This is a genomic window from Variovorax boronicumulans, from assembly GCF_030812215.1.
In the GTDB taxonomy this organism is placed as follows: Bacteria; Pseudomonadota; Gammaproteobacteria; order Burkholderiales; family Burkholderiaceae_C; genus Variovorax; species Variovorax boronicumulans_C.
In genome coordinates this window covers 470,952-496,099 of record NZ_JAUSSG010000001.1, presented here as the reverse complement: position 1 = coordinate 496,099, position 25,148 = coordinate 470,952, and the positions used below count along the sequence as shown (strand labels likewise).

At 69.3% G+C, this 25,148-nt stretch carries 22 protein-coding genes; 11 read left to right on the top strand and 11 right to left on the bottom strand.

From position 1 onward, the window contains the following. Positions 1–19: 19 nt before the first annotated feature. Together J2W23_RS02260 and J2W23_RS02255 are read right to left on the bottom strand one after the other, a co-directional pair. A complete protein-coding gene (locus J2W23_RS02260) occupies positions 20–1,462 on the bottom strand; it encodes a glycerophosphodiester phosphodiesterase family protein (protein WP_307647527.1) in 1,443 nt (480 codons plus the stop codon). A gap of 143 nt (positions 1,463–1,605) precedes the next feature. Then, positions 1,606–2,940: an aminotransferase-like domain-containing protein gene (locus J2W23_RS02255; protein ID WP_307647526.1), complete on the bottom strand. Its 1,335-nt coding sequence runs from the start codon at positions 2,938–2,940 to the stop codon at positions 1,606–1,608. Between the two features lie 61 nt (positions 2,941–3,001). Here J2W23_RS02255 and J2W23_RS02250 point away from each other — a divergent pair, with 61 nt between their 5' ends. Further along, entirely contained in the window at positions 3,002–3,619 is a 618-nt protein-coding gene (locus J2W23_RS02250; protein WP_307647525.1) for a DJ-1/PfpI family protein, read from the top strand. A gap of 38 nt (positions 3,620–3,657) precedes the next feature. Next, a complete protein-coding gene (locus J2W23_RS02245; protein WP_307647524.1) occupies positions 3,658–4,527 on the top strand; it encodes a LysR family transcriptional regulator in 870 nt (289 codons plus the stop codon). On the opposite strand, the gene J2W23_RS02240 is transcribed toward J2W23_RS02245, so the two are convergent. Beyond that, entirely contained in the window at positions 4,528–6,282 is a 1,755-nt protein-coding gene (locus J2W23_RS02240; RefSeq protein WP_307647523.1) for an IlvD/Edd family dehydratase, read from the bottom strand. A 25-nt stretch (positions 6,283–6,307) separates the two neighbouring features. Then, the gene (locus tag J2W23_RS02235; protein ID WP_307647522.1) at positions 6,308–7,303 is read right to left on the bottom strand and encodes a Bug family tripartite tricarboxylate transporter substrate binding protein; all 996 of its coding nucleotides are present in this window, start codon (positions 7,301–7,303) and stop codon (positions 6,308–6,310) included. A gap of 253 nt (positions 7,304–7,556) precedes the next feature. On the opposite strand from J2W23_RS02235, the gene J2W23_RS02230 reads away from it, so the two are divergent. Further along, on the top strand, positions 7,557–8,558 hold the full coding sequence (locus tag J2W23_RS02230) for a sialic acid TRAP transporter substrate-binding protein SiaP (RefSeq protein ID WP_307647521.1): 1,002 nt from the start codon (positions 7,557–7,559) through the stop codon (positions 8,556–8,558). 8 nt (positions 8,559–8,566) lie between these two features. Here J2W23_RS02230 and J2W23_RS02225 read toward each other — a convergent pair whose 3' ends face one another. Then, complete coding sequence (locus J2W23_RS02225; RefSeq protein WP_307647520.1) at positions 8,567–9,475, bottom strand: LysR family transcriptional regulator; 909 nt, start codon at positions 9,473–9,475, stop codon at positions 8,567–8,569. Positions 9,476–9,594: 119 nt separating this feature from the next. Here J2W23_RS02225 and J2W23_RS02220 point away from each other — a divergent pair, with 119 nt between their 5' ends. The 4 genes from J2W23_RS02220 to J2W23_RS02205 are packed head-to-tail and all read left to right on the top strand — an operon-like array spanning position 9,595 to position 13,956. Next, positions 9,595–10,050: a DoxX family protein gene (locus J2W23_RS02220; protein WP_307647519.1), complete on the top strand. Its 456-nt coding sequence runs from the start codon at positions 9,595–9,597 to the stop codon at positions 10,048–10,050. Between the two features lie 40 nt (positions 10,051–10,090). Next, on the top strand, positions 10,091–10,735 hold the full coding sequence (locus J2W23_RS02215; RefSeq protein WP_307647518.1) for a (2Fe-2S)-binding protein: 645 nt from the start codon (positions 10,091–10,093) through the stop codon (positions 10,733–10,735). Beyond that, positions 10,728–11,723, top strand: a complete 996-nt coding sequence (locus J2W23_RS02210) for an FAD binding domain-containing protein (protein WP_307647517.1) — start codon at positions 10,728–10,730, stop codon at positions 11,721–11,723. The genes J2W23_RS02215 and J2W23_RS02210 overlap by 8 nt, the downstream gene beginning before the upstream one ends. A gap of 1 nt (position 11,724) precedes the next feature. Next, the gene (locus tag J2W23_RS02205; protein WP_307647516.1) at positions 11,725–13,956 is read left to right on the top strand and encodes a xanthine dehydrogenase family protein molybdopterin-binding subunit; all 2,232 of its coding nucleotides are present in this window, start codon (positions 11,725–11,727) and stop codon (positions 13,954–13,956) included. Between the two features lie 3 nt (positions 13,957–13,959). Here J2W23_RS02205 and J2W23_RS02200 read toward each other — a convergent pair whose 3' ends face one another. From J2W23_RS02200 to J2W23_RS02190, 3 genes are all read right to left on the bottom strand, one after another. After that, positions 13,960–14,319, bottom strand: a complete 360-nt coding sequence (locus tag J2W23_RS02200) for a hypothetical protein (protein WP_307647515.1) — start codon at positions 14,317–14,319, stop codon at positions 13,960–13,962. Positions 14,320–14,425: 106 nt separating this feature from the next. After that, the gene (locus tag J2W23_RS02195) at positions 14,426–15,838 is read right to left on the bottom strand and encodes a GTPase/DUF3482 domain-containing protein (protein ID WP_307647514.1); all 1,413 of its coding nucleotides are present in this window, start codon (positions 15,836–15,838) and stop codon (positions 14,426–14,428) included. Continuing rightward, positions 15,835–17,241, bottom strand: a complete 1,407-nt coding sequence (locus J2W23_RS02190) for a DUF2868 domain-containing protein (RefSeq protein WP_307647513.1) — start codon at positions 17,239–17,241, stop codon at positions 15,835–15,837. Before J2W23_RS02190 ends, J2W23_RS02195 begins: the two co-directional genes overlap by 4 nt. 460 nt (positions 17,242–17,701) lie before the next feature. Between J2W23_RS02190 and tssE the strand changes: the two genes are divergently transcribed. Together tssE and tssF are read left to right on the top strand one after the other, a co-directional pair. Then, positions 17,702–18,289 carry a type VI secretion system baseplate subunit TssE gene (tssE, locus tag J2W23_RS02185; RefSeq protein ID WP_307647512.1) on the top strand — a complete coding sequence of 196 codons (588 nt, stop codon included), beginning with the start codon at positions 17,702–17,704 and terminating at the stop codon, positions 18,287–18,289. 54 nt (positions 18,290–18,343) lie between these two features. Next, on the top strand, positions 18,344–20,224 hold the full coding sequence (gene tssF / locus J2W23_RS02180; protein ID WP_176658148.1) for a type VI secretion system baseplate subunit TssF: 1,881 nt from the start codon (positions 18,344–18,346) through the stop codon (positions 20,222–20,224). A gap of 7 nt (positions 20,225–20,231) precedes the next feature. Here tssF and J2W23_RS02175 read toward each other — a convergent pair whose 3' ends face one another. Next, positions 20,232–20,813 carry a TetR/AcrR family transcriptional regulator gene (locus J2W23_RS02175; RefSeq protein ID WP_307647511.1) on the bottom strand — a complete coding sequence of 194 codons (582 nt, stop codon included), beginning with the start codon at positions 20,811–20,813 and terminating at the stop codon, positions 20,232–20,234. 92 nt (positions 20,814–20,905) lie between these two features. Between J2W23_RS02175 and J2W23_RS02170 the strand changes: the two genes are divergently transcribed. After that, positions 20,906–21,334 (top strand): VOC family protein, encoded by a 429-nt coding sequence (locus J2W23_RS02170; RefSeq protein WP_176658976.1) that lies wholly within the window; start codon positions 20,906–20,908, stop codon positions 21,332–21,334. A gap of 15 nt (positions 21,335–21,349) precedes the next feature. On the opposite strand, the gene J2W23_RS02165 is transcribed toward J2W23_RS02170, so the two are convergent. Beyond that, complete coding sequence (locus J2W23_RS02165) at positions 21,350–23,206, bottom strand: ABC transporter ATP-binding protein (RefSeq protein WP_307648051.1); 1,857 nt, start codon at positions 23,204–23,206, stop codon at positions 21,350–21,352. 89 nt (positions 23,207–23,295) lie between these two features. Beyond that, entirely contained in the window at positions 23,296–24,222 is a 927-nt protein-coding gene (locus J2W23_RS02160; RefSeq protein WP_307647510.1) for a LysR family transcriptional regulator, read from the bottom strand. A 99-nt stretch (positions 24,223–24,321) separates the two neighbouring features. Between J2W23_RS02160 and J2W23_RS02155 the strand changes: the two genes are divergently transcribed. Further along, positions 24,322–25,140 carry a DODA-type extradiol aromatic ring-opening family dioxygenase gene (locus J2W23_RS02155; RefSeq protein WP_176658144.1) on the top strand — a complete coding sequence of 273 codons (819 nt, stop codon included), beginning with the start codon at positions 24,322–24,324 and terminating at the stop codon, positions 25,138–25,140. Positions 25,141–25,148: the final 8 nt, after the last annotated feature.

Sequence of the window (25,148 nt, the reverse complement as noted above, 5' to 3'; positions counted from 1 at the left end):
CCGCCTGCGGTGCCCGGCTTCAGCGGCCGGTTTCCTTCAGGTAGGTCTGGCGTGCCGCGAAGGCCGTGTTCGCGAAGTCCGAGAACACGCCGTCGATGCCCGCGCGGAAGTACGCGAGGTACTCGGCCACCGGGTCGCCTTTGTAGATGCCCGCGAGGTACTTGGCTTCGTTGCGGAAGGTGTAGCTGTGAACGAACAGGCCGGCCTTGTGCGCGTCGGCGATCAGGGCGGTGGGCTTGATGGTGTTCACGTCGGCCAGGGTGCCCTTGTCCTTGTACGGCACGATGGTGTGCGCCATGACCTGCGGCTTCCACGGGCCCACGCCGTCGGCGTAGGTCTTGATCTCGGCCAGGCCCGCGGGCGTGAGCATCTCGCCGAACCACTTCGGGTTGCCGGCCAGCGTCCAGCTGTAGGGGCGGCCGTCCACGAAGGTGTAGACGTCCTTGGTGACGTAGATCATCGCGCCGGTCTTCAGGTCGATGTCGTTGCCGTCCACCAGTTGCACCGCGCGGGCCTTCAGGCCGGCCGAGCGCAGGTACTTCAGGCTCTCGGGCTCGAAGCTCTGCACGAAGATCGGCGCGTCCTTCCGGTTCAGGTCGTTGGCGTTCATGATCTTCAGGAGCGCGTCTTCCAGCGGATGGCTGCCGGCGACGCCGCAGCCGTTGGCGATGGCCTGCGCGTTGTTCCAGATCGGGTTCTTGGTTTCCGGGTACACGGTGAGCGTGCGGCCGGTGGACTTGGACTTCGCCTTGGCGATGTCGATCACTTCCTGGAAGCTCAGGATCGGCAGCTTGCCGTTCAGCTCGGTGGGCCGCTGGTCGGCGGCGTCGTAGGTGGTGCCGCCAAGCCACTGCTTGAGTTCGGCCATCGTGAAGTCGGTGATCGACCAGTCGCCGGTCTTGTCCGGGCCGAAATGCGGTTCGCCGTCGACTACGAGCGACTTGAGCACGGACTTCGGATCGTTGGGGTCGGTCAGGTCACTGAGGTACTGGGCCGGGCCGTTCTCGGGAATGGCCGGGTACTTCACATCGACCAGCACGCCGGGCACGGTGCGCTTGCGGGCGGCCACGGTGGCGTTGGTCTTGGCAACTTCGAAGACATTGGTGTTGTCACTGAGCCAGGGGTTGTGGCGTGCGACGAGCACGCAGTCCTTGGTGAGGTGCAGGTCGGTTTCGAGCGAATCGGCGCCGGCATCGGCCGCTGCTTCGTACGCCTTCTGCGTTTCCTCGGGGAACAGGCCCGGCAGGCCGCGGTGGCCGATGACCAGGGGCGCCGAGCCATCGAGCGTGCCCAGCGGCGAAGGCTGGGGTGCCGGCGCCGGAGCGGGTGCTGGCGGAATGATCGGGAACACCGGGCCGTCGTTGCCACCGCCGCCGCAGGCTGCGATGGCGAGGCTGCCGCCGAGGGCCACGAGGGCCGCGCGCAGCGGACGGGGAGCGGGCGCAGGAACGTTCTTTGTCATGTTGGTTTTCGAGTGTTTTTGAAGGACGAAAGCCGGCGGATGCTAGGTTTGGCCCGTGACGGCACGGTGACCGCCCCACGCGCCCCACGCGCCCCACGCGCCCCACGCGTCCCACGCGCCCCACGCGCCCCACGCCCCGCACTTCAGATGGCGTACGCGTCGATCGTGCGCCTGACCTGCGCCAGCGCGTCGTGCAGCACGTCCAGGCCGACCGATCCCAGCGCGAGGCGGATCGCATGCGGCACCTGCGCGGAGGTCGCGAAAGGCTCGGCCGTCGACACCGATATCCCGTCGCGCATGAGCGCCTGGGCCACCCGGTCGGCGCGTACCTCTTCTCCCAGCGGCAGCCACACGAAGTAGGACGACGGGTGGCGCACGCACCGCATGCCCGCGAAGACATCGGCGGCAATCGCCTGCCGGGCCATCGCATCGCTGCGCTTCTCCGCCTCCAGGCGTGTGACGGTGCCGTCCTCGAGCCAGCCGCAGGCGATGGCCGTCATCACGCTGGGCGTGTTCCAGGTGGTGGCGCGGATCGCGCGCTCGATCGCGGGCACCCATGCGCCGGGCGCGGCGACGAAGCCGACGCGCAGCCCGGTCGCGATGCTCTTGGAAATACCCGAGACATACACCGTCGATTCCGGAGCCAGCGCGGCCAGCGGCGCGGGCGCGTCCTCGGCGAGAAAGGCGTAGGCCGCGTCCTCGATGATGAGCAACCCGTGCCGCCGGGCGATGGCGACCAGTTGCCGCCGCCGGCTCGCGCCCATCACCCAGCCGAGCGGGTTGTGCAGCGTCGGCATCGTGTAGACGGCGCGCACCCGGCGGCTCTTGCACAGCCGCTCCAGCGCGTCGAGGTCGGGGCCATGGCCGGCCGCGGGAATCGGTGCGAGCTCCAGGCGATGCGCCTCGGCCAACACCTTGAAGCCCGGGTAGGTGAGCGCGTCGGCCGCGACCACGTCGCCCGGCTGCAGCAGTGCCATGACGGTGGTTGCGAGACCGTGCTGGGCGCCGCTCACGATCATCACCTGGTCCACGCCCACGGCAAGGCCGCGCGATGCGAGATGCCCGGCGACGATCGCGCGCTCGTGCGGGCGTCCGCCGTGCGGCTGGTAGCGCAAAAGCGCTTCGAGGTCACCCGAGGCGGCGAGCTGGCGCAGCCCCGCGCGCAGCATTTCGGCCTGGCCCGGCAGCGAGGGGTAGTTGAAGTTCAGGTCCACCATGCCCGAGGCCGCGGCGTGCTGGTCGATGCCCAGGCCCCGGGGCAGCAGGCTCTCCCGCACGAAGGTGCCGCGGCCGGTCTCGCCGCTGACCAGGCCCATCGCCTGCAGCTCCGCATAGACGCGGCTTGCGGTGACGAGCGCTAAGCCCTTTTGCGCGGCAAGTTTGCGCAGTGTCGGCAGGCGCGTGCCGGGTGGCAGGCTGCCCTCGCGGATCTGCGCGGCAAGCGCATCGACCAACTGCTTGTAGCGGGCTTGAGGCATGCGGCAATGTATCCATGACAATTTTTTGATTGTATTGATCAACCTGCCTACGATGCGGTGCATGCATATCGCCATCCTCACCTTCGAAGGCTTCAACGAGCTCGACTCGCTCATCGCGCTCGGCATCCTCAATCGCATCAAGACGCCGGGCTGGCGCGTGTCGATCGCGAGCCCGACCGCGCGCGTGCGGTCGATGAACGGCGTGGTGCTCGAAGCCCAGGCCTCGCTGCGCGAAGCCAGCGAGGCCGATGCGGTCATCGTCGGCAGCGGCATGCTGACGCGCGAGGTGGTTGCCGATGCGGCGCTGATGGCGCAGCTGCAGCTCGACCCGTCGCGGCAGCTCCTGGGCGCGCAGTGCTCCGGCGCGCTGGTGCTGGCGAAGCTGGGGCTGCTCGAAGGCGTGCCGGCCTGCACGGACCTGACGACCAAGCCCTGGGTCGAGGCCGCCGGCGTTGCTGTGCTGAATCAGCCTTTCGTTGCGAACGGCAACGTGGCGACCGCGGGCGGTTGCCTGGCGTCGCAGTACCTCGCCGCCTGGGTCATCGCCCGCCTGGTGGGCGTGGAGGAGGCCCGCAGCGCGATGCACTACGTGGCGCCCGTCGGGGAAAAAGAAGACTACGTCGTGCGCGCGATGCGCAACATCACGCCGTTCCTGACGCCGGCGCCCGTCGCCGCCTGAGACCCGGGTCGCCCCGCGCGGCGCGTACATTCGCGCGCATGGATACGCGATACCTGCAGAGCTTCGTCGCCGTGGTCGAACTGGGCTCGATGGCCGAGGCTGCGCGGCGGCTCGACCTGACACCCGCCGCAATCGCCGCGCGCGTCAAGGCGTTGGAAGACGACATCGGCGTGCCGCTGGTGCAGCGCGCCGGCCGCTCGGTGCGCCCCACCGAGGCGGGCCTGAAGATGCTCGACCGCGCGCGCAACGTGCTGCGCGATGTGCGCGACCTACGCGCCGCCACCAGCGGCGGCGTCTCGCTCGGCGAACTGCGGCTGGGCGTGTTCATCTCGGCGCTGACCGGCGTGCTGCCGCCGGTGCTCGAACGCCTCTACGCGCGCTTTCCCGACCTCTCGGTGTTCGTTGCGCCCGGCAGTTCGGTGGAGCTGTGCCGGCAGGTGGCGAGCGGGGCGCTCGATGCGGCCATCGTGGTCGAGCCGCAGTTCGCCGTCGGCAAGGGCTGCAGCTTCGAGACGCTGCTCGAGGAGCCGCTGGTGGTGGTCGCGCCCGAGGCCTTGGCACACCGCGCGGCGCACGAGCTGCTGGCCGCCGAGCCCTTCATCCGCTACGACCGCTCGGTGCTGGGCGGACAGCTTGCCGACCGGTACCTGCGCGACCACGGCATCCGCGTGCGGCAGCGGCTGGAGATCGACAGCCTCATGGCCGTCGCCGCTCTCGTGGGGCGAGGCCTCGGCGTGGCGCTGCTGCCCGACTGGGCGCCGATGTGGCGCGCCGGCATGAACATCGCCCGCGTGCCGTTGCCCGAGCGTGCGCCGGTGCGGCGCGTGGGGCTCATCTGGGCGGCGCAGGGACCGCGTGCAGCGCTCGCGCAGGCGCTGCTCGCCGAGGCGCAGGCCGTCTTCGGTTAGTTAGCGCGGGACCTTGCCGACCGTGTTCGGCGCGCGCAGGAAGTCGAAGTCCACGCCCTTGTCCGCCTGCGTCACCGTCTGCAGGAACAGCTTCTTGTAGCCCCGGTCGGCCGTCGGCTCGACCACCACCGTTTCCTTCGCGCGGCGCGCGAGTTCGTCGTCGGACACCAGCAGCGCGATCTCGCGGTTCGCCACGCTGAGCCGGATGCGGTCGCCGCTCTGCACATAGGCCAGCGGCCCGCCGATGGCCGACTCCGGCGTGACGTGCAGCACGATGGTGCCGAAGGCCGTGCCGCTCATTCGGCCGTCGGAGATGCGCACGATGTCCTTCACGCCCGCGCGAGCTAGCTTGCGCGGAATGGGGATGTAGCCCGCCTCGGGCATGCCCGGCGCACCCTTGGGGCCGATGTTCTTGAGCACCAGGATGTCGTCGGCCGTCACGTCGAGCGCGTCGCTGTCGATGCGCGTCACCAGGTCCTCGGCGTTCTCGAACACCACGGCGCGGCCTTCGTGTTCCATGAGCTTCGCATCGGCAGCCGACTGCTTGATGATCGCGCCGCCCGGTGCCAGATTGCCCCACAGCACCGCGATGCCGCCCTGCGGGTAGATCGGCTGGCTCGCGGGCCGCACCACGTCCTGCCTGAAGCCCGGCCCGGTGCGTTCGATTTCTTCGCCGAGCGTGCGGCCGGTGACCGTGAGCGCGTCCAGGTGCAGCAGGGGCTTGAGCTCGCGCAGCAGCGTCGCCATGCCGCCCGCGGCGTGGAAGTCTTCCATGTAGTGCTGGCCCGAAGGTTTCAGGTCGAGCAGCACCGGCGTCTCGCGGCCCATGCGGTCGAGCGCGTGCAGGTCGATGTCCAGGCCCATGCGCCCGGCAATGGCCGCGAGATGCACGATGCCGTTGGTCGAGCCGCCGATGGCCAGCAGCACGCGCATCGCGTTCTCGAAGGCGGCGGGCGTCAGCACCTTGTCGATGGTGAGCCGGTCGCGCGCGATCTGCACCGCCTGCGCGCCGGTCTGCTCGGCGATGCGGATGCGGTCGGCCGTCACCGCCGGCGGCGAGGCGCCGCCCGGCATCGTCATGCCCAGCGCCTCGGCGATGCAGGCCATGGTGCTGGCCGTGCCCATCACCGAGCAGGTGCCCACGCTGGCCACGAGCTGGTTGTTGACGTCGGCGGTTTCCTCGATGTCGATCTCGCCCGCGCGGTACTTGCCCCAGTAGCGGCGGCAGTCGGTGCAGGCGCCCACGCGTTCGCCGCGGTGGCTGCCGGTGAGCATCGAGCCGGTGATGAGCTGGATCGACGGCAGGCCGGCCGAGGCCGCACCCATCAACTGCGCAGGCACGGTCTTGTCGCAGCCACCGATGAGCACCACCGCATCCATGGGTTGCGCGCGCACCATTTCCTCGGTGTCCATCGACATCAGGTTGCGCAGGTACATGCTGGTCGGCGCGGCGAAGCTCTCGTGCACCGAGATCGTCGGAAAGTCCATCGGCAGGCCGCCCGCGAGCATCACGCCGCGCTTGACCGCCTCGATGAGCTGCGGCGCGTTGCCGTGGCAGGGGTTGTAGGCGCTGCCGGTGTTGGCGATGCCGACCACGGGGCGGTCGAGCGCCGCATCGGTGTAGCCCGCGCCCTTGATGAAGGCCTTGCGCAGGAAGAGCGAGAAGCCGCGGTCGCCGTAGCTGGTCAGGCCCTTGCGCATGCCTGCGTTGCGGTCGGAGGCGTTGTCGTCGGGCTCGAAAGGGGAATCGGACATGGGTTTTGTTCGTGGGTTGCTTGTCTTATTCGTCGGACTTGATATTGGACTCGGCGATCACTTTTTTCCAGCGTGCCACTTCGGCCTGGATCTGCCCGGCCGACTGCGCGGGCGTGGTGGGCGGCGCCGCGTACACGCCCTGCTTGAGCAGCATCTCCTTCGCCTCGGCCGACTGCACGACCTTCGAGAGTGCTTCGTTCAGCCGCGCGACGATGGCTGTGGGCGTGCCTGCCGGCGCCAGCACGCCGAAGGTGGAGCTCACCTCCAGGTTCGGCACGCCGGCCTCGACCGCCGAGGGCACGTCGGGCAGCATCGAGATGCGCTGCGGCGTGGCAACGGCCAGCGCGCGCAGCTTGTTCGCGGTGATGAAGGGGAGGGACGCCGGCGCGGTCTCGACCATGGTGTTGACCTGCCCCGCGACCATGTCGGTCATCGCGGGGCCGCTGCCCTTGTAGGCGATGTGCGTCATGCGGATGCCGGCCTCGCGCTGGAACAGTTCGGCCGCCATGCGTTGCGGCGAGCCCGCGCCCGACGAGGCGTAGTTGAGCTTGTCGGGGTTGGCCTTGGCGTAGGCGATGAATTCCTTGAGCGTCGTCGCCGGCACCTGCGGATTGACCACGACCACCAGCGGCACCGAGCCGACGACCATCACCGGCGCGAAGTCCTTCACAAGGTCGTAGCGCAGGCGCCCTTTCCCCAGCGTCGCCATGGTCGCGTGCGAGGTCAGCGCGCCCATCAGCAGCGTGTAGCCGTCAGCCGGCGCCCGGGCTACCGCCTCGGCGCCGATGTTGCCGCCCGCGCCCCCGCGGTTGTCCACCACCACCTGCTGGCCCAGTTGCTCGCCGAGCTTGAGCGCGACGATGCGCCCGATCACGTCGGTGGCGCCGCCGGGCGGGTAGGGAATGACGAGCTTCACGGGCTTGTCGGGGTAGGCGGCGAGTGCCGCCGGTGCGAAGGCGGCAATGGCAATGCCGAGGCAGGCCTGCAGCGCGGTGCGGCGCAGGAATCGGGGGGCTTTCATCTTGTGTTGTCTCCAGGTCGCTCTCGGTGCGCAGTGTTGCCCGGGGGGCGTGTGCGTTGAAGCGGCCGGGGCAAGGACACACGATAAAGATTCTTGCGTGTGCGGGAGGGGGCATGCCCGCAGTCGGGCAAACCCCGGTTACCACCTTTGTTTCAAAATCTTACGATCGCCACGCCGGAACCGTTCCGGCGGTCCGCCTGGGTTCTGGCGCGCAATTTGCACAGGGTTGGCCTTCTCAACAGAGGGAGAGTTCATGAAGCGTTTCTTGCCGTGGCGCCGGGCGGGCGTCCTGCTGATGGCACTGGGCGGCGTTGTCGCGAGCGCGGCCGCCCAGGCGCAGGTGCTGCAATTGAAATGGGGCCACGTGTTCGAGCCCGGCAGCATCTTTCACCAGCAGGCGGAGCTGGCGGCACGCAAGATCGGCGAGCAGTCCGAGGGCAAGATCAAGATCGAGGTGGTGCCCTCGTCCAAGCTGGGCCAGGAGGGCGACTTCGCGCTGATGCTCGCCAACGATTCCATGCAGATCGCCTACGTCGGGCAGGCCACGCTGGCCGATGTTTATCCGCCGCTGCGCCTCGGGAGCTACCCCTTCGCCTTCAAGGACCTCGCCCACATGCGCAAGTACCTCGCGAGCCCGCTGCTCGCGGAGTTGATGAAGGGCTACGACGAGAAGAGCGGCAACCACATGGTTGCCCCGGTGTACTACGGCGCGCGGCAAGTGACGTCGAGCAAGCCGTTGCAGAAGCCCGAGGACTTTCGCGACCTGCGCCTGTACGTGCCCGATGCTTCGGCCTACCAGCTCTTCGCCACCGCGCTGGACGCCAAGCCCGTCACGCTGCCCTTCATGAGCCTCTACGGCTCGCTCAAGAAGGGCGAGGCGGAGGCGCAGGAAAACCCGCTCGGCACGGTGAAGGACAAGCGCCTCTACGAGGTGCAGAAGTACGTGCAGCTGACCGGGCACATCTACGACACGCTGGGCATCGTCATCGGCAAGGCCGCGTGGGCGAAGCTCACGCCGGCGCAGCAGGCGATGGTCGAGAAGACGCTCGTGGAAACCGCCAAGTGGACCAACGTCGGCGTGATCGCCGGCGAGCTCGAAGACGAGCAGTTCCTGCGCAGCAAGGGCATGACCGTCTCGCCGGTCAACCGGCAGGCGTTCCTGGAGCGCATCGCCAAGCGTTCGACGCCCGAGCAGTTCGGCGCGCGGCCGGGCGACTACGCGAAGCTGCAGGCGCTGGGCAGCGGCGCGAACTGAGCGATCCGCTACCTGAGCGCGCCGAAGCGGTCCACGTACACCTCGGTCACCCAGTCGATGAACACCCGCACCCGCGGCGAGAGCTGCCGGTGGTGCGGGTACAGCACCGAATGCGGCATCGGCGGGCAGGGCGCATGCGCGAGGATCTCCACCAGCGTGCCTTCGCGCAGTTGCCGCTCGATGCCGTAGCGCGGCACCTGGATGATTCCGCAGCCCTGCTCGGCGCAGATCTTGTAGCTGTCGGCGCTGTTGACGCTGATCCAGCCCTTGAGCGTGTGCTCCTCGACCTTGCCCTTCACCTCGAAGCGGTACGGAAACACATCGGGCCGTGAGGCCGAGAAGAAATTGACGCCGATGTGCTGCGCGAGGTCGGCCGGGGCGAGTGGCGTGCCGTGGATCGCGAGATAAGCCGGGCTTGCGCAGGTGACCTGCGGCACCAGCGCGAGCCGCCGCGTGACCAGCGACGAATCGCGCGGCTCGCCGGCGCGCACCACGCAATCCACGCCTTCGCGCACGAGATCGACCAGCCGGTCGCCGCTGCCCATCGCGAGCTCGATGTGCGGATAGCGCGCATGGAACTCGCCGATGCGCGGCAGCAGAAGGTCGTTGGCGGGCGCGCCGTGGATGTCGATGCGCAGCCGCCCGCGCGGGTTCACGGCCAGTTGCGCGAGCGAGCTTTCCGCATCTTCCAGGTCGCGCAGCAGATGGCGGCAGCGCTCGTAGAAAGCCTGGCCGTCGGCCGTGGTGCGCACCTGCCGCGTGGTGCGCTCGAGCAGCCGCACCTGCAGCCGCGCTTCCAGCTCCTTGATGGCGTGGGTGGCGGTGGCGCGCGGAATGTCGAGCGTGGTGGCGGCCTGCGTGAAGCTGCCCAGCTCGACGATGCGGGTGAACAACCGCATGGCATCGAAGCGGTCCATCTGGCGTCCGTCCTCGGTCTTGATTGTTGAGTTCTGTTGGATTGTATTGACAGGATTAGAGGCTTTATTCAGCGTGTAGGAATAGAGAGACTCGCCCCGAACCAACCACGGAGCGACGCATGCCACTGATCTTTTCGCGCCTCAAAGGCCTCTACGACCGGCTCGAGCACCTCGGCTACCTGCTGCTGCGCATCGCCTTCGGCCTGATGCTCATGACGCACGGCGTGCCCAAGCTGCTGGGCCGCAGCCACGGCAGCATGGCCGACCCGATGGCGGGCTCGGTCAACCTGATCGCCGATGTGCTGCACCTGCCGGCCGCGCCGCTCATCGGCTGGTTCATCGCGCTGCTCGAAGGCGTGGGCGGGCTGATGCTGGCGGTGGGCTTTCTCACGCGCCTGGTCGCGCCGATGGTGACGGTGCAGATGCTGGTCATCAGCTGGCTGCTGGCGCCGACCTTCCCCTGGATCGACCGCGGCTTCGAGTACCCGCTGATGCTGGTGTTCGTGGCGCTCTTCATCACCGCGCGCGGCAGCGGGCCCGGCTCGGTCGATGCCTGGCGCGGCCGCGAGCTCTGACGCTCGCTCCCCCGTTTCCCTCCCCAGAAGAAAGCCCACGATGAACGACACCCCGACATTGCGCGCGGCGGACGGCAAGCCCGCCCTCAACCGGCGCACCTTCATGATGACCACGGCCGCCGGCGCCGGCGTGGCCGCCGCCTGCGGCGCCGTTGCCGCGACACCCGAAGCCCCCGCGAATCCGCATGCCGGCTCGCAGGCCACCCGCGTCACCGTCAACGGCAAGCCTTACGAGCTGGCGCTGGAGCCGCGCGCCTCGCTGCTCGACGTGCTGCGGGAGCAACTGGGCCTCACCGGCGCCAAGAAGGGCTGCGACCACGGCCAGTGCGGCGCCTGCACGGTGCACGTGGACGGCCGCCGCGTGGCCTCGTGCCTCACGCTCGCGGTGAAGACCGACGGCTGCGCCGTCACCACCATCGAAGGCATCGAGTCGCCCGACGGCACGCTGCACCCGATGCAGCAGTCCTTCATCGACCACGACGCGCTGCAGTGCGGCTACTGCACGCCGGGCCAGGTGATGGCGGCGATTGCCTGCGTGCGCGAAGGCCATGCCACCAGCGACGCGCAGATCCGCGAATACATGAGCGGCAACATCTGCCGATGCGGCGCCTACGCCGGCATCCTCGAAGCGATCCGCGAAGCCGCGCCGCAAATGCGCCGCAGCGAGGGAGCCCGCCATGCATGACTTCGCCTACCTGCGCCCCCGCAGCACCGGCGAGGCGGTGCAGCTGCTCGTGGAGCACCAGCCCGGCGCACGCTACTTCGCGGGCGGCACCACGCTGTTCGACCTGATGAAGCTCGGTGTGGAAGCGCCGGCCACGGTGATCGACATCACCCGCATCGAGGGGCTCGCCCGCATCGACGCGAGCGAGCGCACCGAGCTGCGCATCGGCGCGCTCGCCGCGATGAGCGATGTGGCCGAGCACGCGGTGGTGCTGCGCGAGTTTCCGGCGCTCTCCGAATCGCTCTGGAAGGCCGCCTCGCAGCAACTGCGCAACATGGCCACCGTGGGCGGCAACCTGCTGCAGCGCACGCGCTGTGCGTACTTTCGCGGCGGCCCCGAGTTCGCCTGCAACAAGCGCGTGCCCGGCAGCGGCTGCGCGGCCATCGGCGGTGCCAACCGCGGGCATGCGGTGCTCGGCGGCAGCGAGGCCTGCGTGGCGATCTACCCCGGCGACATGGCGATCGCACTCGCGGCCTTCGATGCGGTGGTCGACACCGTGAGCCCGCGCGGCGAGCGCACGGTGGCGGTGCGCGAGCTGCACCGCGAACCCGGCGCCACGCCGCACCTGGAGACGGTGCTGGCGGCCGACGAGCTGATCGTGCGCATCCGCATTCCGCGCGGGCCCGTCGGCCGCGCGTCGACCTACCACAAGATCCGCGACCGTGAGTCGTACGCCTTCGCGCTCGCCTCGGCGGCGGTGGCGGTGCACATCCGCGACAACCGCGTGGCCGATGCGCGCATTGCGCTCGGCGGCGTCGCGACCCGGCCGTGGCGAGCGACCGAGGCCGAGCGCAGCCTGGTCGGCATGCCGCTCACCCGGGCCGCCGCACGGCGCGCGGCCGAGCTGGCTTTCGCGGGCGCGAAACCGCTCGAACACAACGCGTTCAAGGTGGCGCTCGGCATCGAGACGGTGACCGACGCGCTCATGCTGGCCAAGGACAGGAGCTGAAATGGCGACCCCCACGATCACGAACAGGAACACGCCCCGTGCCGGCGCCGAACGCGTCGATGCGCACGACAAGGTGCGCGGCGCCACGCGCTATGCGGCCGATGACGCGCGTCCCGGTTTGCTGCATGCCGCGCTGGTGCCTTCGCGCATCGCGCGCGGCAGCATCACGCGCATCGACACCTCGGCGGCGCAGCGCGTGCGCGGCGTGCGCACGGTGCTCACCCACGAGAACGTCGGCGCGTTCGACACCGGCGGCTTCCTGATGGGCGGCGGCTTCGGCTTCCAGAGCTTCTATCCGCTGCGCTCGGCGCAGATCGCCTACCGCGGCCAGAGTGTCGCGATGGTGGTGGCCGACACGCTCGAAGCGGCGCGAGAGGCGGCCGCGTTGGTGGTGGTCACGTACGAGGCGACGCCGTTCGTCGCGACCCTCGACGCGCCCGACGCCGAACCGCTCGCCCAGACCGCGGTGCTGCCGCAGCCCATGTTCGCCGACCGACGCGCGGGCGATCCGGAAGGCGCGCTCGCCAGCGCGCCCGTGACGGTGGACCTGCGCTACACGCTGCCCGCGCAGCACCAGAACCCGATGGAGATCATCGCGACCGTGGCCGAGTGGAACGACGGCGTGCTCACCGTCCGCGAGCCGACGCAGAACGCCGAAGGCGTGCGGCACGGCCTGGCCAAGCAGCTGGGCATCGAGCCGGCGAAGGTGCGCGTGCTGTCGCCCACGCTGGGCGGCGGCTTCGGGCAGAAGAACTCGCTGCAGTCGCACACCGCGCTGGTGGCCATCGCCGCGCGCGCGTTGCAGCGGCCGGTGAAGCTGGCGATGACGCGCGCGCAGCTCTTCCACAACGCGAGCTTCCGCCCCGCGAGCCGGCACCATGTGCGGCTCGGCGCGGACCGCGACGGCCGGCTCGTCGCGGCGGTCCACGAGATCGACCAGCAGACCTCGCGGCACGACCTGTTCCCCTCGCTCGGCACCGAGATCACCTCGCGCCTCTACGGCATCGCCAATTACCGGGGGCGCGAGCGGCTGGTGCGCACCGACGTGCAGACGCCCGGCTACATGCGCGCGCCCTTCGAGCACCCGGCCGCCTTTGCCTTCGAGAGCGCCGTCGACGAGATGGCCTATGCGCTCGGCCGCGACCCGGTGGCTTTCCGGCTCGCCAACGACGCCGCGGCCGATCCGCTCACGGGCAAGCCGTTTTCGTCGCGCCATGTGGCCGAGTGCCTGGTCAAGGGCAGCGAGACCTTCGGCTGGGCGCGCCGCACGATGGCGCCGGGCTCGATGCGCGCACCCGACGGCAGCCTCGTCGGCTGGGGCGTGGCGATCGGCACCTACAAGGCGGCCGTCGCGCCGGCCATCGCAACTGTCCGCCTGAACACCGACGGCACGGTGCGCGTGGCGGTCGGCGGGCACGAGATGGGGCAGGGCATGCGCACCGCGATTGCCGTGACGGTGTCGCGCACGCTCGGCGCACCGGTGGCGGCCATAGAGATCGCGCTCGGCGACACGACGGCCGCGCCGCAGCACCTGACCGCGGGCTCGTGGGGCACGGCCACGGCGCTGCCGCCCGTGCTGGAAGCCGCACAGCGGCTGATGGACGACTTGCGCAAGAACGCGGGCGGCACGGCGGGCGAAAGCGGCGTCACCGCGCTTGCGTTGCTGCGTGCCTCGGGCCGGCCGTTTGCCGAAGCCGAAAGCCGGCGCCGCGCGCCCGGCCAGCCCGAGCAGGTGTTCGGCCGCCTGACCGGCGGGCTGCCGGCTGCGGCGGGGCCGGTGTATCCGGACTTCGTCGCCTTCAGCTTCATCGCGCATTTCGTCGAGGTGCGCATCGAGCCGACCACGCGCCGCATCCGCGTGCCGCGCGTGGTGAGCGTGGCGGACTGCGGCGCCGTCGCGAGCCCGCGCACCGCGCGCAGCCAGGTCGAAGGCGGCGTGGTCTGGGGCATCGGCGCGGCGCTGCGCGAGGTGAGCGAGGTCGATCCGCGCTACGGCGGATTTCTCAACGCCGACCTCGCCGAATACGTGATGCCGGTAGCCGCGGACATCGGCCGCATCGAGGTCGATTTCGTCGGCAAGCCCGACACGCGGCTCAACGCGCTGGGCGTGAAGGGCCTGGGCGAAGTCGCGATGGTGGGCGTGGCGCCCGCCATCGTGAACGCGGTGTTCCACGCGACCGGCAAGCGGCTGCGCCGGCTGCCGCTGATGCTCGAAGACCTGCTGGAGGGTTGAGCCTCAGCGGCTGCTGCCGAACGCGTTGACGTGCACCTCGACGAGGTCCACGAACTCGGGCAGCTCCAGCAGGAACTCGGGATCGCGCGCCAACGGCGCCACGCGCAGCGGATCGCCGCGCGTGGCGTGCATCGCCTGCATCTCGTCGATCGAGCGCCAGAACGACACGGTGCGGAATTCCGCCACATTGCCGTTCAGCTTGCGAAAGTACTGCACGCCGAGGCAGCCGGGCTTCTTGGCGATCTCGGCGATGCCGTGCTCGACGCTGTAGTGCAGGTATTCATCCGCCCGCGCGATGGGGGTGCGGCCTTCCCAGATGCGCCCGATCAACGGGGCGGCCAAGAGCTTGCATTCGACGGCCATGGGGTGCTCCTTTCGATGTGCCGGTGAACATCGTTCGAACGCTGGACCGTTCGCGGCGGTCGGCGCGTAGGAGCCGGCCAACGCCGGCTGCAAGCGAAGCCCGGCGTCAGGCTTCGAAGGCGGGCAGCAGGGCGCGCGACAGGTCGGCAACCAGCGCCTCGCGCTGCGGCGAAGGGCGCCAGAAGCTGCGCGTCGCGATGCCGGTCGATTCCCACTCGGGGTGGTTGCGTGCCGGTTGCGCGCCGCGCACCGCGGCGGCTGCGGCGCGCGTGGGCGCATCGCCGTCCTCGGGCGTCTCGGTGTGGATGCGCTGCGTTGCCGCATGGCCGCGCTGCTCCAGTGCCTGCGTGAGCTTGAGCTGCCAGGCGACGAGGGTGAAGAGCACCCCATCTTCCACGGTGACTTCGTGCACGTCGCGCAGCTTGTTGGCGAGCTTGCGGCCGAGCGGCCCCCAGCCTTGCGACACCGCGCCGCCGATGGCGCCGCCCAATGCCGCGCCCGCGCCGAGCGAGAGGCCCGCCACCGCGAGGTCGGCCACCACGCCCACGGCGGCGCCGATGACGGCGCCCTTGCCCAGGCGCAGGCCCGCGTCCTTCATCGCCTCGGGGCTGAAGAAGTCGAGCGTCCAGCGGCCTTCGATCATCGGGAGCGGCGCTTCGTCGGCATCGCCCTGGCGAAAGCCGTAGAGCGCGAGCAGGTCGTCGGTGCAGCGCTGGGCCTTGTCGAACACGGTCTTGCGAAGGGCCGCGACGAGGGCTTCGCGCTGCGCAGCGTCGGCGAATTCGGTGGCCGACACGGTGCGGCGGATCGCGGCCGCATCGACCAGCAATCCAGCGATGCGCGTGCAGGCGGCGTGGCGGCGCTCGGCGGCTTCGGTGTCGAGGAAATCGACGATGCCACGCAGCTGGTCGCGGCGCTCGCGCAGCAGCGTGGCCAAATCGTTGTAGAGGTCGCGCTCGGCGCCGACGAAAGGCGCGGCCGCATCGAAGCGCACCTGCACATGCAGGCCGTAGGCCGAGAGCAGTTCTTTCCACGCCGGCTCGCGGCTGGCGGCATCGCGCACGAAGTTCAGCACCGGCAGCACGGGGCGGGCGCAGGAATTGAGCAGCTCGATCTCGTCGCGGAACTTCGGCAGCACCGGCTCGCGCACGTCGATGACCAGAAAGGCCGCATCGATCTCGAGCATGGTGCGCAGCACCTTGGCCTCCTGCTCGAACACGCCCTGAGCCTCGGGCCCCCGCAGGAACTGGCGGATGCGCTCGGGCGGCGTGGCTCCTGCATCGAAGCCCGCGAGGTGTTCGCGCAGCGCGACCGCGTCTTCGAGGCCGGGCGTGTCGAAGAAGCGCACGGCGGCCGTTCCGTTCACATCGAGATCGACCGATTCGACATGCCGCGTGGTGCCCGGGCGCTGCGACACCTCGCCGAAGTTGATGCGCCGTGTGAGCGTGCGCAGCAGCGAGGTCTTGCCCGCGTTGGTGTGGCCGACGACGGCGATGCGGATGGCGGCGTCCTGGGTCATGGTGTGGGGTTGAAGCCCTGCAAGGCGATGTCGAGCCGGTCGCTCGCCGCGATGCGTTCGAGGCCGGTGTCGCGCAGCCAGTCGATCCAGCGGGCGGTTGCGCCGTCGCCAGGCGCATCGGCCAGCCAGAGGCGGCATTCGCCGCAATGCGCGAGCACTTCGCGCAGGAACCGTTCGGTGCCGCGGTCGGGGCTCGATGCGGCGTGGCACACCAGCAGCACGGCGCGCGGGCGGGCCTGCGCCAATTGGTCGAGCAGCATGCGGCGGGTGGGGGCACTGCCGTCGATGCGCAGCACCTGCGCGGCACGGGCGAGCAGATCTACGGGCAGGCCGGCGGGCGGCCACGGCGTGTCGGGCGGCAGTTCGAAGCCGATGACGAAGAGCGCGTCCTGCAGCTCGGAGGGCGCCAGCCGGGCGGGCGCGGCGCCGCGCATGCGCCCCGGGTCCGCATCGACGATGGCGGCCGGCGCGAGGGCTGTGAAACGAGCGAGCAGCTTGCGGTAGTAGGGCTCGCTCCAGTCGGGCTGCAACGCCTTGCGGCGGCTGCGCCAGACGGCGGCGCTCAACAGCACCAGCGCAAGGCGCGGCAGCAGGCCGTAGACGACGATGCAGCCGGTCAGCCACATCGCCCAGGTGCGCTGGCCCGCGGCGCCCGGCGCGGCCGAGAGAACCGTGGCGGCATCAGGCACCGGAAAACCGAGTTGCGACGGCGCCCACCCCAACAGCTGCACCGCGCGCACGAAGAAGGCCGGATCGAGGATCGTCGTCTCCCAGCTCAGCGTGTAGCTGCGAAAGGCGAGCGCGAAGAGCATCGCGGCCAGCACCACGGCGAAAGACAGTGTCCAGATGCCATGGCTCACGAGCCCGAAGGCCCAGGGCAGCAGCCGGGCGCGGGTCAGCAGCCCGGTGGCTGCGCGCATCAGCAGCGGTGCCTGGCCGCGCTTGCCGCCCGCCACGCGCGCGGTGACCGACAGCCAGATCCAGCCGAGCGACGCGGTGCCGAACGACCCCGCCGGCAGCCACAGGCCGACGAGCCAGAGCAGCAGCGTGAGCGCGTGCAGGCCCAGCAAACTCACGAGCGCGACGATCACGTTGATGTGGCGCTCGCCACCGCCCACCACATTGCCCGCGAGGCCCAGCCCCGCGACGACGACGAGCGCCACCAGCCCGAGCAGCACCCACGGCGCCCATTGGCGGGCGCGTGTCAATTCAGATTGGAGCCCGATGCGTTCGCCCAATTGAAGGGCGCGTTCGGTGATGCGGGCGTGACCGTCGTTCGCACGCGAGGCGGCAATGCGCAGGGCCTGCGCGTCGTCGAGCGGACCGGTCTCTTCGGTCCATCGGATCGCCTCGGTGATCACCGCTTCCGGAAAGGCAGGTTCGCGCAACGCGGTGTCGGTCAACAGGGTCCCTTCGCTGGTCGTGCCCTGCGGAGTGCCGGGGCGCCGGAATTATGCCCGGCGCGTTGCGGGCGCCCATATGAAACGGGGCCGCGTGCGGCCCCGTTTTCGAAGGGATGTCGGATCGAAAAGCGCGGTGCGTTCTCAGCGCAGGCCGAAGAACGACAGCACGGCGACGACGACCACGACCAGACCGACGATGTAGATGATGGAATTCACGCGAGGACTCCTCGTTGATTGGGATGAATCAAGGATGAGACTTCGATGGCGTGGGGGATGTCGGCGAGGGGCGGCCTGTGCTGTAGGACTCTCGAAGCGCCGAGGGAGGCACTCTTGGCGCGGCGCTCATGACAAATCTCCGCTTTGCGCGCCTTTGTCGGCACGCACCGCTGGATGTGACCATTGTTTGCAATGCGCCGTCCGCATCCACGCAAGACTCTGGCCCTTCCAGAAAGGCCCAGCCATGCGACCTGCCGAGCAGTTTCCCTTCACCGGCTCCCACCCCGCACACCCCGGGGCGCGTTCGCTCCGTCCGGCCGATGCCCGGGCGGCGCACCCCAACGCGCAATTGCTCCCCACGCTGTTCGACCGCCTGCGCGACGAGGCCCCGAGCCGCACCAGCGAGCTGCCCTCCGAGTACGCCGTGACGCCCGCGCAGATGCGCGACATCGTGCAGCGCGACCTGGCCTACCTGCTCAACACCACCAACGCCGAAGACCTGATCGACCGCGCGCGCCATGCCGAAGCGGCGTCCTCGACCATCAATTTCGGCGTGCCGCCGCTGGCGGGCAGCTACCTGTCGGAGCGCCGGTGGGCGGACATCGAACGCATCATCCGCCGCGCCATCCAGGACTACGAGCCGCGCCTGATTCCCGAGACGGTGACGGTCGTGCCGCTGATGAAGGAGGGCGGCGCGGCGGGTGAGTACAACGTGCTGCTGTTCGAGATTCGCGCGCTGATTCACCTTCGGCCTTACCCGCTGGCCTTCACCGTGCAGAGCGCCGTCGATCTGGAGACCAACCGCATGCGCGTGATCTCTTCCTCGCGCTGATCCTTCGTCACGACAAACAACACAACCCACTTCATTCAGGGAAATCGCACCACCATGGACCCGCAACTGCTCGACTACTACAACAAGGAACTGGTCTACATGCGCGAGGCCGCGAGCGAGTTCGCTGCCTCGCACCCGAAGATCGCGCGGCGCCTGGGCATGCACGGCATCGAGGTGGCCGACCCGTATGTGGAGCGGCTGATCGAGTCGTTCAGTTTTCTTTCGGCGCGCATGCAGATCAAGCTGGACGCGGAGTTCCCGCGCTTCACGCAGCGGCTGCTCGAAGTGCTGTACCCCAACTACCTGAGCCCCACGCCGTCGATGGCGGTGGCGCAACTGCACCCGAGCGTGAAAGAAGGCGACTTCACGCGCGGCTTCGTGGTGCCGCGCGGCACGGCCTTTCATGCGCGCGTGCCGGCGGGCGAAGAAACGCCGTGCGAGTTCCGCTCCAGCCAGGACGTGACGCTCTGGCCCATCGAGATCGTCGATGCCAAGCTCACCGGCGCGCCGCCCGACATTCCCGCGCTGGAGCGCTACCTGCCGCCGCATGTCCAGGTAACGGGCGCGCTGCGCCTGCGTCTGCGCACCGTGGGCGAAATGGGTTTCGGCGCGCTGGTCGGGCTCGACCGGCTGCCCATCTACCTGCGTGGCAACGAGCATGTGGCCTCGCATCTGTTCGAGCTGCTGCACACCTCGGCGGTGGCAACCTTTGTCGGCGAGCCGGGCAAGCTGATGGAGCGGCCGCACGTGGTAACCGAAGGGGCGCTGGTGCACGAAGGGCTGGCGCCGGGGCAGGGGCTGCTGCCGCTGGCATGGAACACCTTTCATGGCCACAACCTGCTGCACGAATACTTCGCGTGCCCCGAGCGCTTCTACTTCTTCACGCTGACCCAGCTGGCGCCGGGACTTGCGCGGGCGCAGGGCAAGGAGGTCGAGATCGTCGTGCTGTTGAGCAAGCCGCCGGGGCCATTGGGTTCGCTGGTCGATGCGGGGCAGTTCGCGCTGTTCAGCACGCCGGTGATCAACCTCTTCGAGCGGCGCACCGACCGCGTCGAACTCAATGCGGCGCAGCCCGAGTTCCACCTGGTGCCCGACCGCTCGCGGCCGCTCGACTTCGAGGTCTATTCGGTCCAGCGCATCGCGGGCCAGCAGGCGCAAACCACGGCCGAGCTGGAGTTCCGCCCGCTCTACCAGACGCTCAACGAAGACGAAGGCAACCATGGCCGCTACTTCTCGGTGCGCCGCGAGCAGCGGCTCGCCTCCGACACGGCGCGCAAGTACGGCACGCGCACGCCCTACATCGGTACCGAGGTGTTTCTCTCGCTGGTCGACCAGCACGAGGCGCCGTATCCGGAGAGCCTTCGCTATCTGTCGGTGAAGGCGATGCTCACGAACCGCGACCTGCCGTGCCTGGTGCCGCGCAACGGGCATTCCGATCTCGCGGTGTCCGATTCGATCCCGGTCTCGGCTGTGGGCTTGATCCGCCCGCCGAGCACGCCGAAGTCGCCGTTCGCGCAGCGCGAAATCGCATGGCGGCTGATTCGCCAGTTGGGCTTCAACCACCTGCCGCTGGCCGACATGCCGCACCGAGAAGGCGCCCAGGCCTTGCGCGACATGCTGCGGCTGTTCGTGTCGGCCGACAGCGACGTGCTGCGCCGGCAGATCGACAGCCTCGTGGGCTCGCGCATCGAGCCGGTGACGCGGCGCCTGCCGGGCTCGGGGCCGTTGATCTACGGACGCGGCGTGCAGTGCACCCTGAGCGTGGACGAAGAGGGCTTCTCGGGCACCAGCCCGTACCTGCTGGGCCTGGTGCTGGAGCACTACCTCGCGCGGCACGTGAGCATCAACGTGTTCACGCAGACAACGCTCGAATCGATGCAGCGCGGCACGGTGGCGAAGTGGCCCGTGCGCATGGGCGGGCGCGGGATCGTCTGAGGGCCGGTCAACGTTTCTTGACGGACCCCAGCGCCTGCTCGACCAGCCAGCGCATGGCGGCGCGGACCTCCTTGGCGTCCGCGCCCGCGTCGATCTCCAGCGCTGCGCGGTCGAAGGCGGCCGACAGCAACTGCGAGAGCGCATCGACCGAGACCTCGCCGCGCCCCATGCCGACGCGTTTGAGCCCCTCGCGCAGGGACTGCGCGGCGTTGGCATCGTCGATTGCCATGGCCTCGGCCATGCCCAGAACGGCCGGGCCATCGACCAGCAAGAGCCGCGTGCGGCCCGGCACGGTCATGGCGTTCAGGTAAGCCTCGCTGCCCTGGAGCAGCGCTTCGCGTGGGCTCAATTGCTCGGGCGTGGCGGCTTCGATGTCGGCCGCGACCGCCATCGCTTCGCGCGCCAGCACCTGCCGGAACAGGTCGCGCTTGTCCGCGAAGTGGTGGTACAGCGCGCCGCGCGTGATGCCTGCGGCCTGCGCGATTTCAGGGGTGGAGGTGTCGCCGTAGCCCTTGCTGACGAAGAGCGCGCGGGCGGCTTCGATCAGCGCGAGCTGGGTGCTTTCGGTACGTTCGCGGTTGGTGGCCATGGAAGGTAATTTACATGCAGGCTGTCTGTAGGTTAGTATTTAACGTACGTACAGTCTGTATGTTTTATGAAAGGACCTGTCCCATGCTTCCCATGAAAGTCACGAGCTACTACCCGGTCGTCATGACCGGGGACGTGGCCGGCACCGCCGCCTTCTACCAATCGCACTTCGGTTTCGTGCCGCTCTTCACCAGCGACTGGTATGTGCACCTGCAGCTGGAGGGCGAGCCTTCGGTGAACCTGGCCGTGCTCGACGGCCGCCACGAGACCATTCCCGCACCAGCGCGCGGCCAGGTGGTGGGCGGGCTGCTGCTGAACTTCGAGGTGGACGACCCCGATGCGGTTCATGACCGGCTGAAGGCCGCGGGCCTGCCGATCCTTTTGCCGCTGCGCGACGAGGCGTTCGGCCAACGCCACTTCATCACGCGCGACCCGAACGGCGTGCTGATCGACATCATCAAGCCGATCCCGCCGAGCGGGGAGTTCGTGCAGCAGTACGAGGCCGGCGCTTTGCCTGGCTGATCGACCTGGGCGCGATCAGGCCCTGAGCGCTTCGTCCTCGTCCAGGCTGTCGCCCAGGAAGCCGCCGCTCTGGTGCGCCCACAGGCGCGCATACAAACCACCCTGCGCCATCAGCGTGCGGTGGTCGCCTTCTTCCACCACGCGGCCTTCGTCCAGCACGATCAGCCGGTCCATCGCCGCGATGGTCGAGAGCCGGTGCGCGATGGCGATCACGGTCTTGCCCTCCATCAGCGTGTAGAGGCTCTGCTGGATTGCTGCTTCCACTTCGGAGTCGAGCGCGCTGGTCGCCTCGTCGAGCAGAAGGATCGGCGCGTCCTTGAGCATCACCCGCGCAATGGCCACGCGCTGGCGCTGGCCGCCCGAGAGCTTCACGCCGCGTTCGCCCACGTGCGCCTCGTAGCCGCGCCGGCCGCTCGCGTCGCCCAGCGTCTGGATGAAGTCGTGCGCCTCGGCGCGTTTGGCGGCCGCCTCGATCTGCGCATGCGTCGCATCGGGCCGGCCGTAGGCGATGTTGTCGGCCACCGAGCGGTGCATCAGCGAGGTGTCCTGCGTGACCATGCCGATGTGGCTGCGCAGCGAATCCTGCGTGACGTGCGCGATGTCCTGCCCGTCGATGAGGATGCGGCCGCTCTCCAGGTCGTGAAAGCGCAGCAGCAGGTTCACCAGCGTCGACTTGCCCGCGCCCGAACGGCCGACCAGGCCGATCTTCTCGCCAGGCTTCACCGTGAGGTTCAGGCCGTCGATGACGCGGCGGCCCGCATCGGCGTAGCGGAAGCTCGCGTTCTCGAAGCGCACTTCGCCGCGCGGCACCTCGAGCACGCCGGCGTCGGCCGCATCGAGCACGGTGCGCGGGCGCGAGAGCGTCTTCATGCCGTCCTGCACCGTGCCGATGTTCTCGAACAGGCTGGTCATCTCCCACATGATCCAGTGCGACATGCCCTGCAGCCGCAGCGCCATCGCGGTGGCTGCGGCCACGGCGCCCACACCCACCGTGCCGTGCGACCAGAGCCACAGCGCGGTGCCCGCCATGCCGGCCGTGAGGCCCATGCTCAGCGTGTGGTTGACGATTTCGAAGGCGCTCACCAGACGCATCTGGCCGTAGCCGGTCTTCATGAATTCGCGCATCGCGTCGCGCGCGAAGCCCGCCTCGCGCTGCGTGTGCGAGAAGAGCTTGACGGTCGCGATGTTGGTGTAGGCGTCGGTCACGCGGCCGGTCATGAGCGCGCGGGCATCGGCCTGCGCCTTGCCGACCTTGCCCAGGCGCGGCACGAAGTAAGCGAGCGAGCCGACATAGAGCGCGAGCCAGATGACGAAGGGCCACACCAGCTGCGCATCGAGCACGCCCACCAGGATGATCATGGTCGCGACATACACGCCCATCGCCACCAGCACGTCGGCCAGCACGAAGATGGTGTCGCGCACCGCGAGCGCGGTCTGCATCACCTTGGCCGTGATGCGGCCCGCGAACTCGTCCTGGTAGAAGGCCATGCTCTGGCCCAGCATCAGCCGGTGGAAGTTCCAGCGAAGGCGCATCGGCAGGTTCACCGCCAGCGTCTGGTGCTTCACGATGGTCTGCAGCCCCACCACGACGATGCTGATCACCAGCACCGCGGCCAGCCACAGCAGCGTGTCGCCGCGCTCGGCCCACAGCCTGGACGGCACCTGGCCGCCGAGCCAGTCGACCACGCGACCGAGGATGGCGAACAGCGCCGCCTCGAAGATCGACATCGTGGCCGTGAGCACCGCCATGACGGCGATCTTGCCGCGCACGCCGTGCGTGCAGGCCCACAGGAAGGCGAAGAAGCCCTGGGGCGGCAGCGAAGGTTCGGCGACGGGGTAGGGGTGAAGGAGTTTTTCGAAGAAGCGGAACAAGGACACGGTCTCCCAGAGAGCTCAGGACTTTAGCCGTGCTCGCATGACCTTGCCCCTAAAAGGTGCGTTCTTCCCGCTTCTGCGTGGCTTCACGCCGACATGCGCCGCGGCCTTGGGTCCTTTGGTTCCAACGCGCCGAGCCGCTCGCCGAGGAAGTCGATGAAAGTACGCAGCTTGGGCGCCATGTACTGCCGGCTGGTGTACACCGCGAACAGCGTGACGGGCTCGGCCTCGTACTCCGGCAGCAGCCGCACGAGGCGACCCTGTGCGAGGTCGTCGTCGATGAGCCACAGCGGCATGAACGCGATGCCCATGCCCGCATGCACCGCGTGCAGCGTGAGCGTGGTGTCGTCCGAGCGCATGGCGGGTGTGAGGCGCAGCGGCAGCATCCGCCCGCCCGGGCCCTTGAGCGCGAGGTTGTCCAGGTTCACATAGCTCGGCACGATCGCGCCGAGCCGCGACAGGTCGGCCGGCAGCGCGGGGCAGCCGCCCATGCGTTTCAAGTAATCGGGCGTGCCCGCGAGATGAAAGGGCACGCGGCACAGCGGCCGCGCGATCAGCGCGGGCGAGGGCTCCTGCGTGGCGCGCAACGCGAGGTCGTAGCCGTCGGCCGCGAGATCGACCTTGCGGTTCCCCAGGTGCATGTCGACCAGCACCTCCGGAAAGCGCTCGCGGTAATCGGCGAGCACGCGCGCGAAGCGGGGCGTGGCACACCACACCGGCGCGCTCACCTTGAGCTGGCCGCGCGGCGCCTCGCGGGTCTGGCCGATGGCGGCCTCGGCTGCATCGAGCAGGTCGAGCGCGCGGCGGCTCTGCTCGTACCAGGCGGTGCCGGCTTCGGTCAGGCTCAGGTGACGGCTGGAGCGATGCAGGAGGCGCGCGCCGAGCGATTTTTCAAGCTGCGCCACATGCTTGCTCGCCATGGGCGGCGACATCGCGAGCCGTGCGGCCGCGGCCGTGAAACTGCCGGCCTCGACGACCTCGCGGAACACGCGCAGACTGGTCATGCGGTCCATTGATAGTTTCCTGTGGAGAAATGATTCGATGCATCGTAGCCTGTCGATTTCCTTTGAGGAAATGTCTACAGTCGACCCAACGCTTGAAGGAGCATCGACTTGACCCACGACAACACCCCATCGCGCCTCCCCACGTACTTCATCTCCCACGGCGGCGGCCCGTGGCCCTGGATGAAGAAGGAGATGGGCGCCACCTACGACCAGCTGGCCGCCTCGCTCGCGGACATGCCGCGCCAGATCGGCCGCACGCCCAAGGCCATTCTCATGGTGTCGGCGCACTGGGAGGCGCCGGCCTTCACGGTGCAGGGCAACCCGAAGCCGCCCATGATCTACGACTACGGCGGTTTCCCGCCCCATACCTACGAAGTGCACTACGACGCGCCCGGCTCGCCCGAACTCGCGGAGCGGGTGCAGTCGCTCATCGCGGCGGCCGGCCTGCCGGTGCAGATCGATCCCGAGCGCGGCTACGACCACGGCATGTTCTCGCCGATGGCCGCGATCTATCCGAAGGCCGATGTGCCGGTGGTGCAGTTGTCGCTGCGGCGCGGGCTCGATCCGGCAGAGCACCTGGCGCTGGGCCGTGCGCTTGCGCCTTTGCGCGACGAGGACGTGCTGATCGTCGGCAGCGGGTTGAGCTATCACAACCTGCGCAACTTCGGCCCGCAGGCGCATGGCGTGTCGAAGGCCTTCGACGACTGGCTCGACGCGGCGGTGGTGAAGGGCGCGCCGGCCGAGCGCGCCGCGCACCTGCAGAACTGGGAAGCGGCACCTGCCGCGCGCATGGCGCATCCGCGCGAGGAGCACCTGATTCCGCTGATGGTCGCGGTCGGTGCGGCCGAGGCGGATGCCGGTGAGCGCGTGTACCACGAGGATGCCTTCATGGGCGGGCTCGTGGTGTCCAGCTACCGCTTCGGCTGACCCTCGCG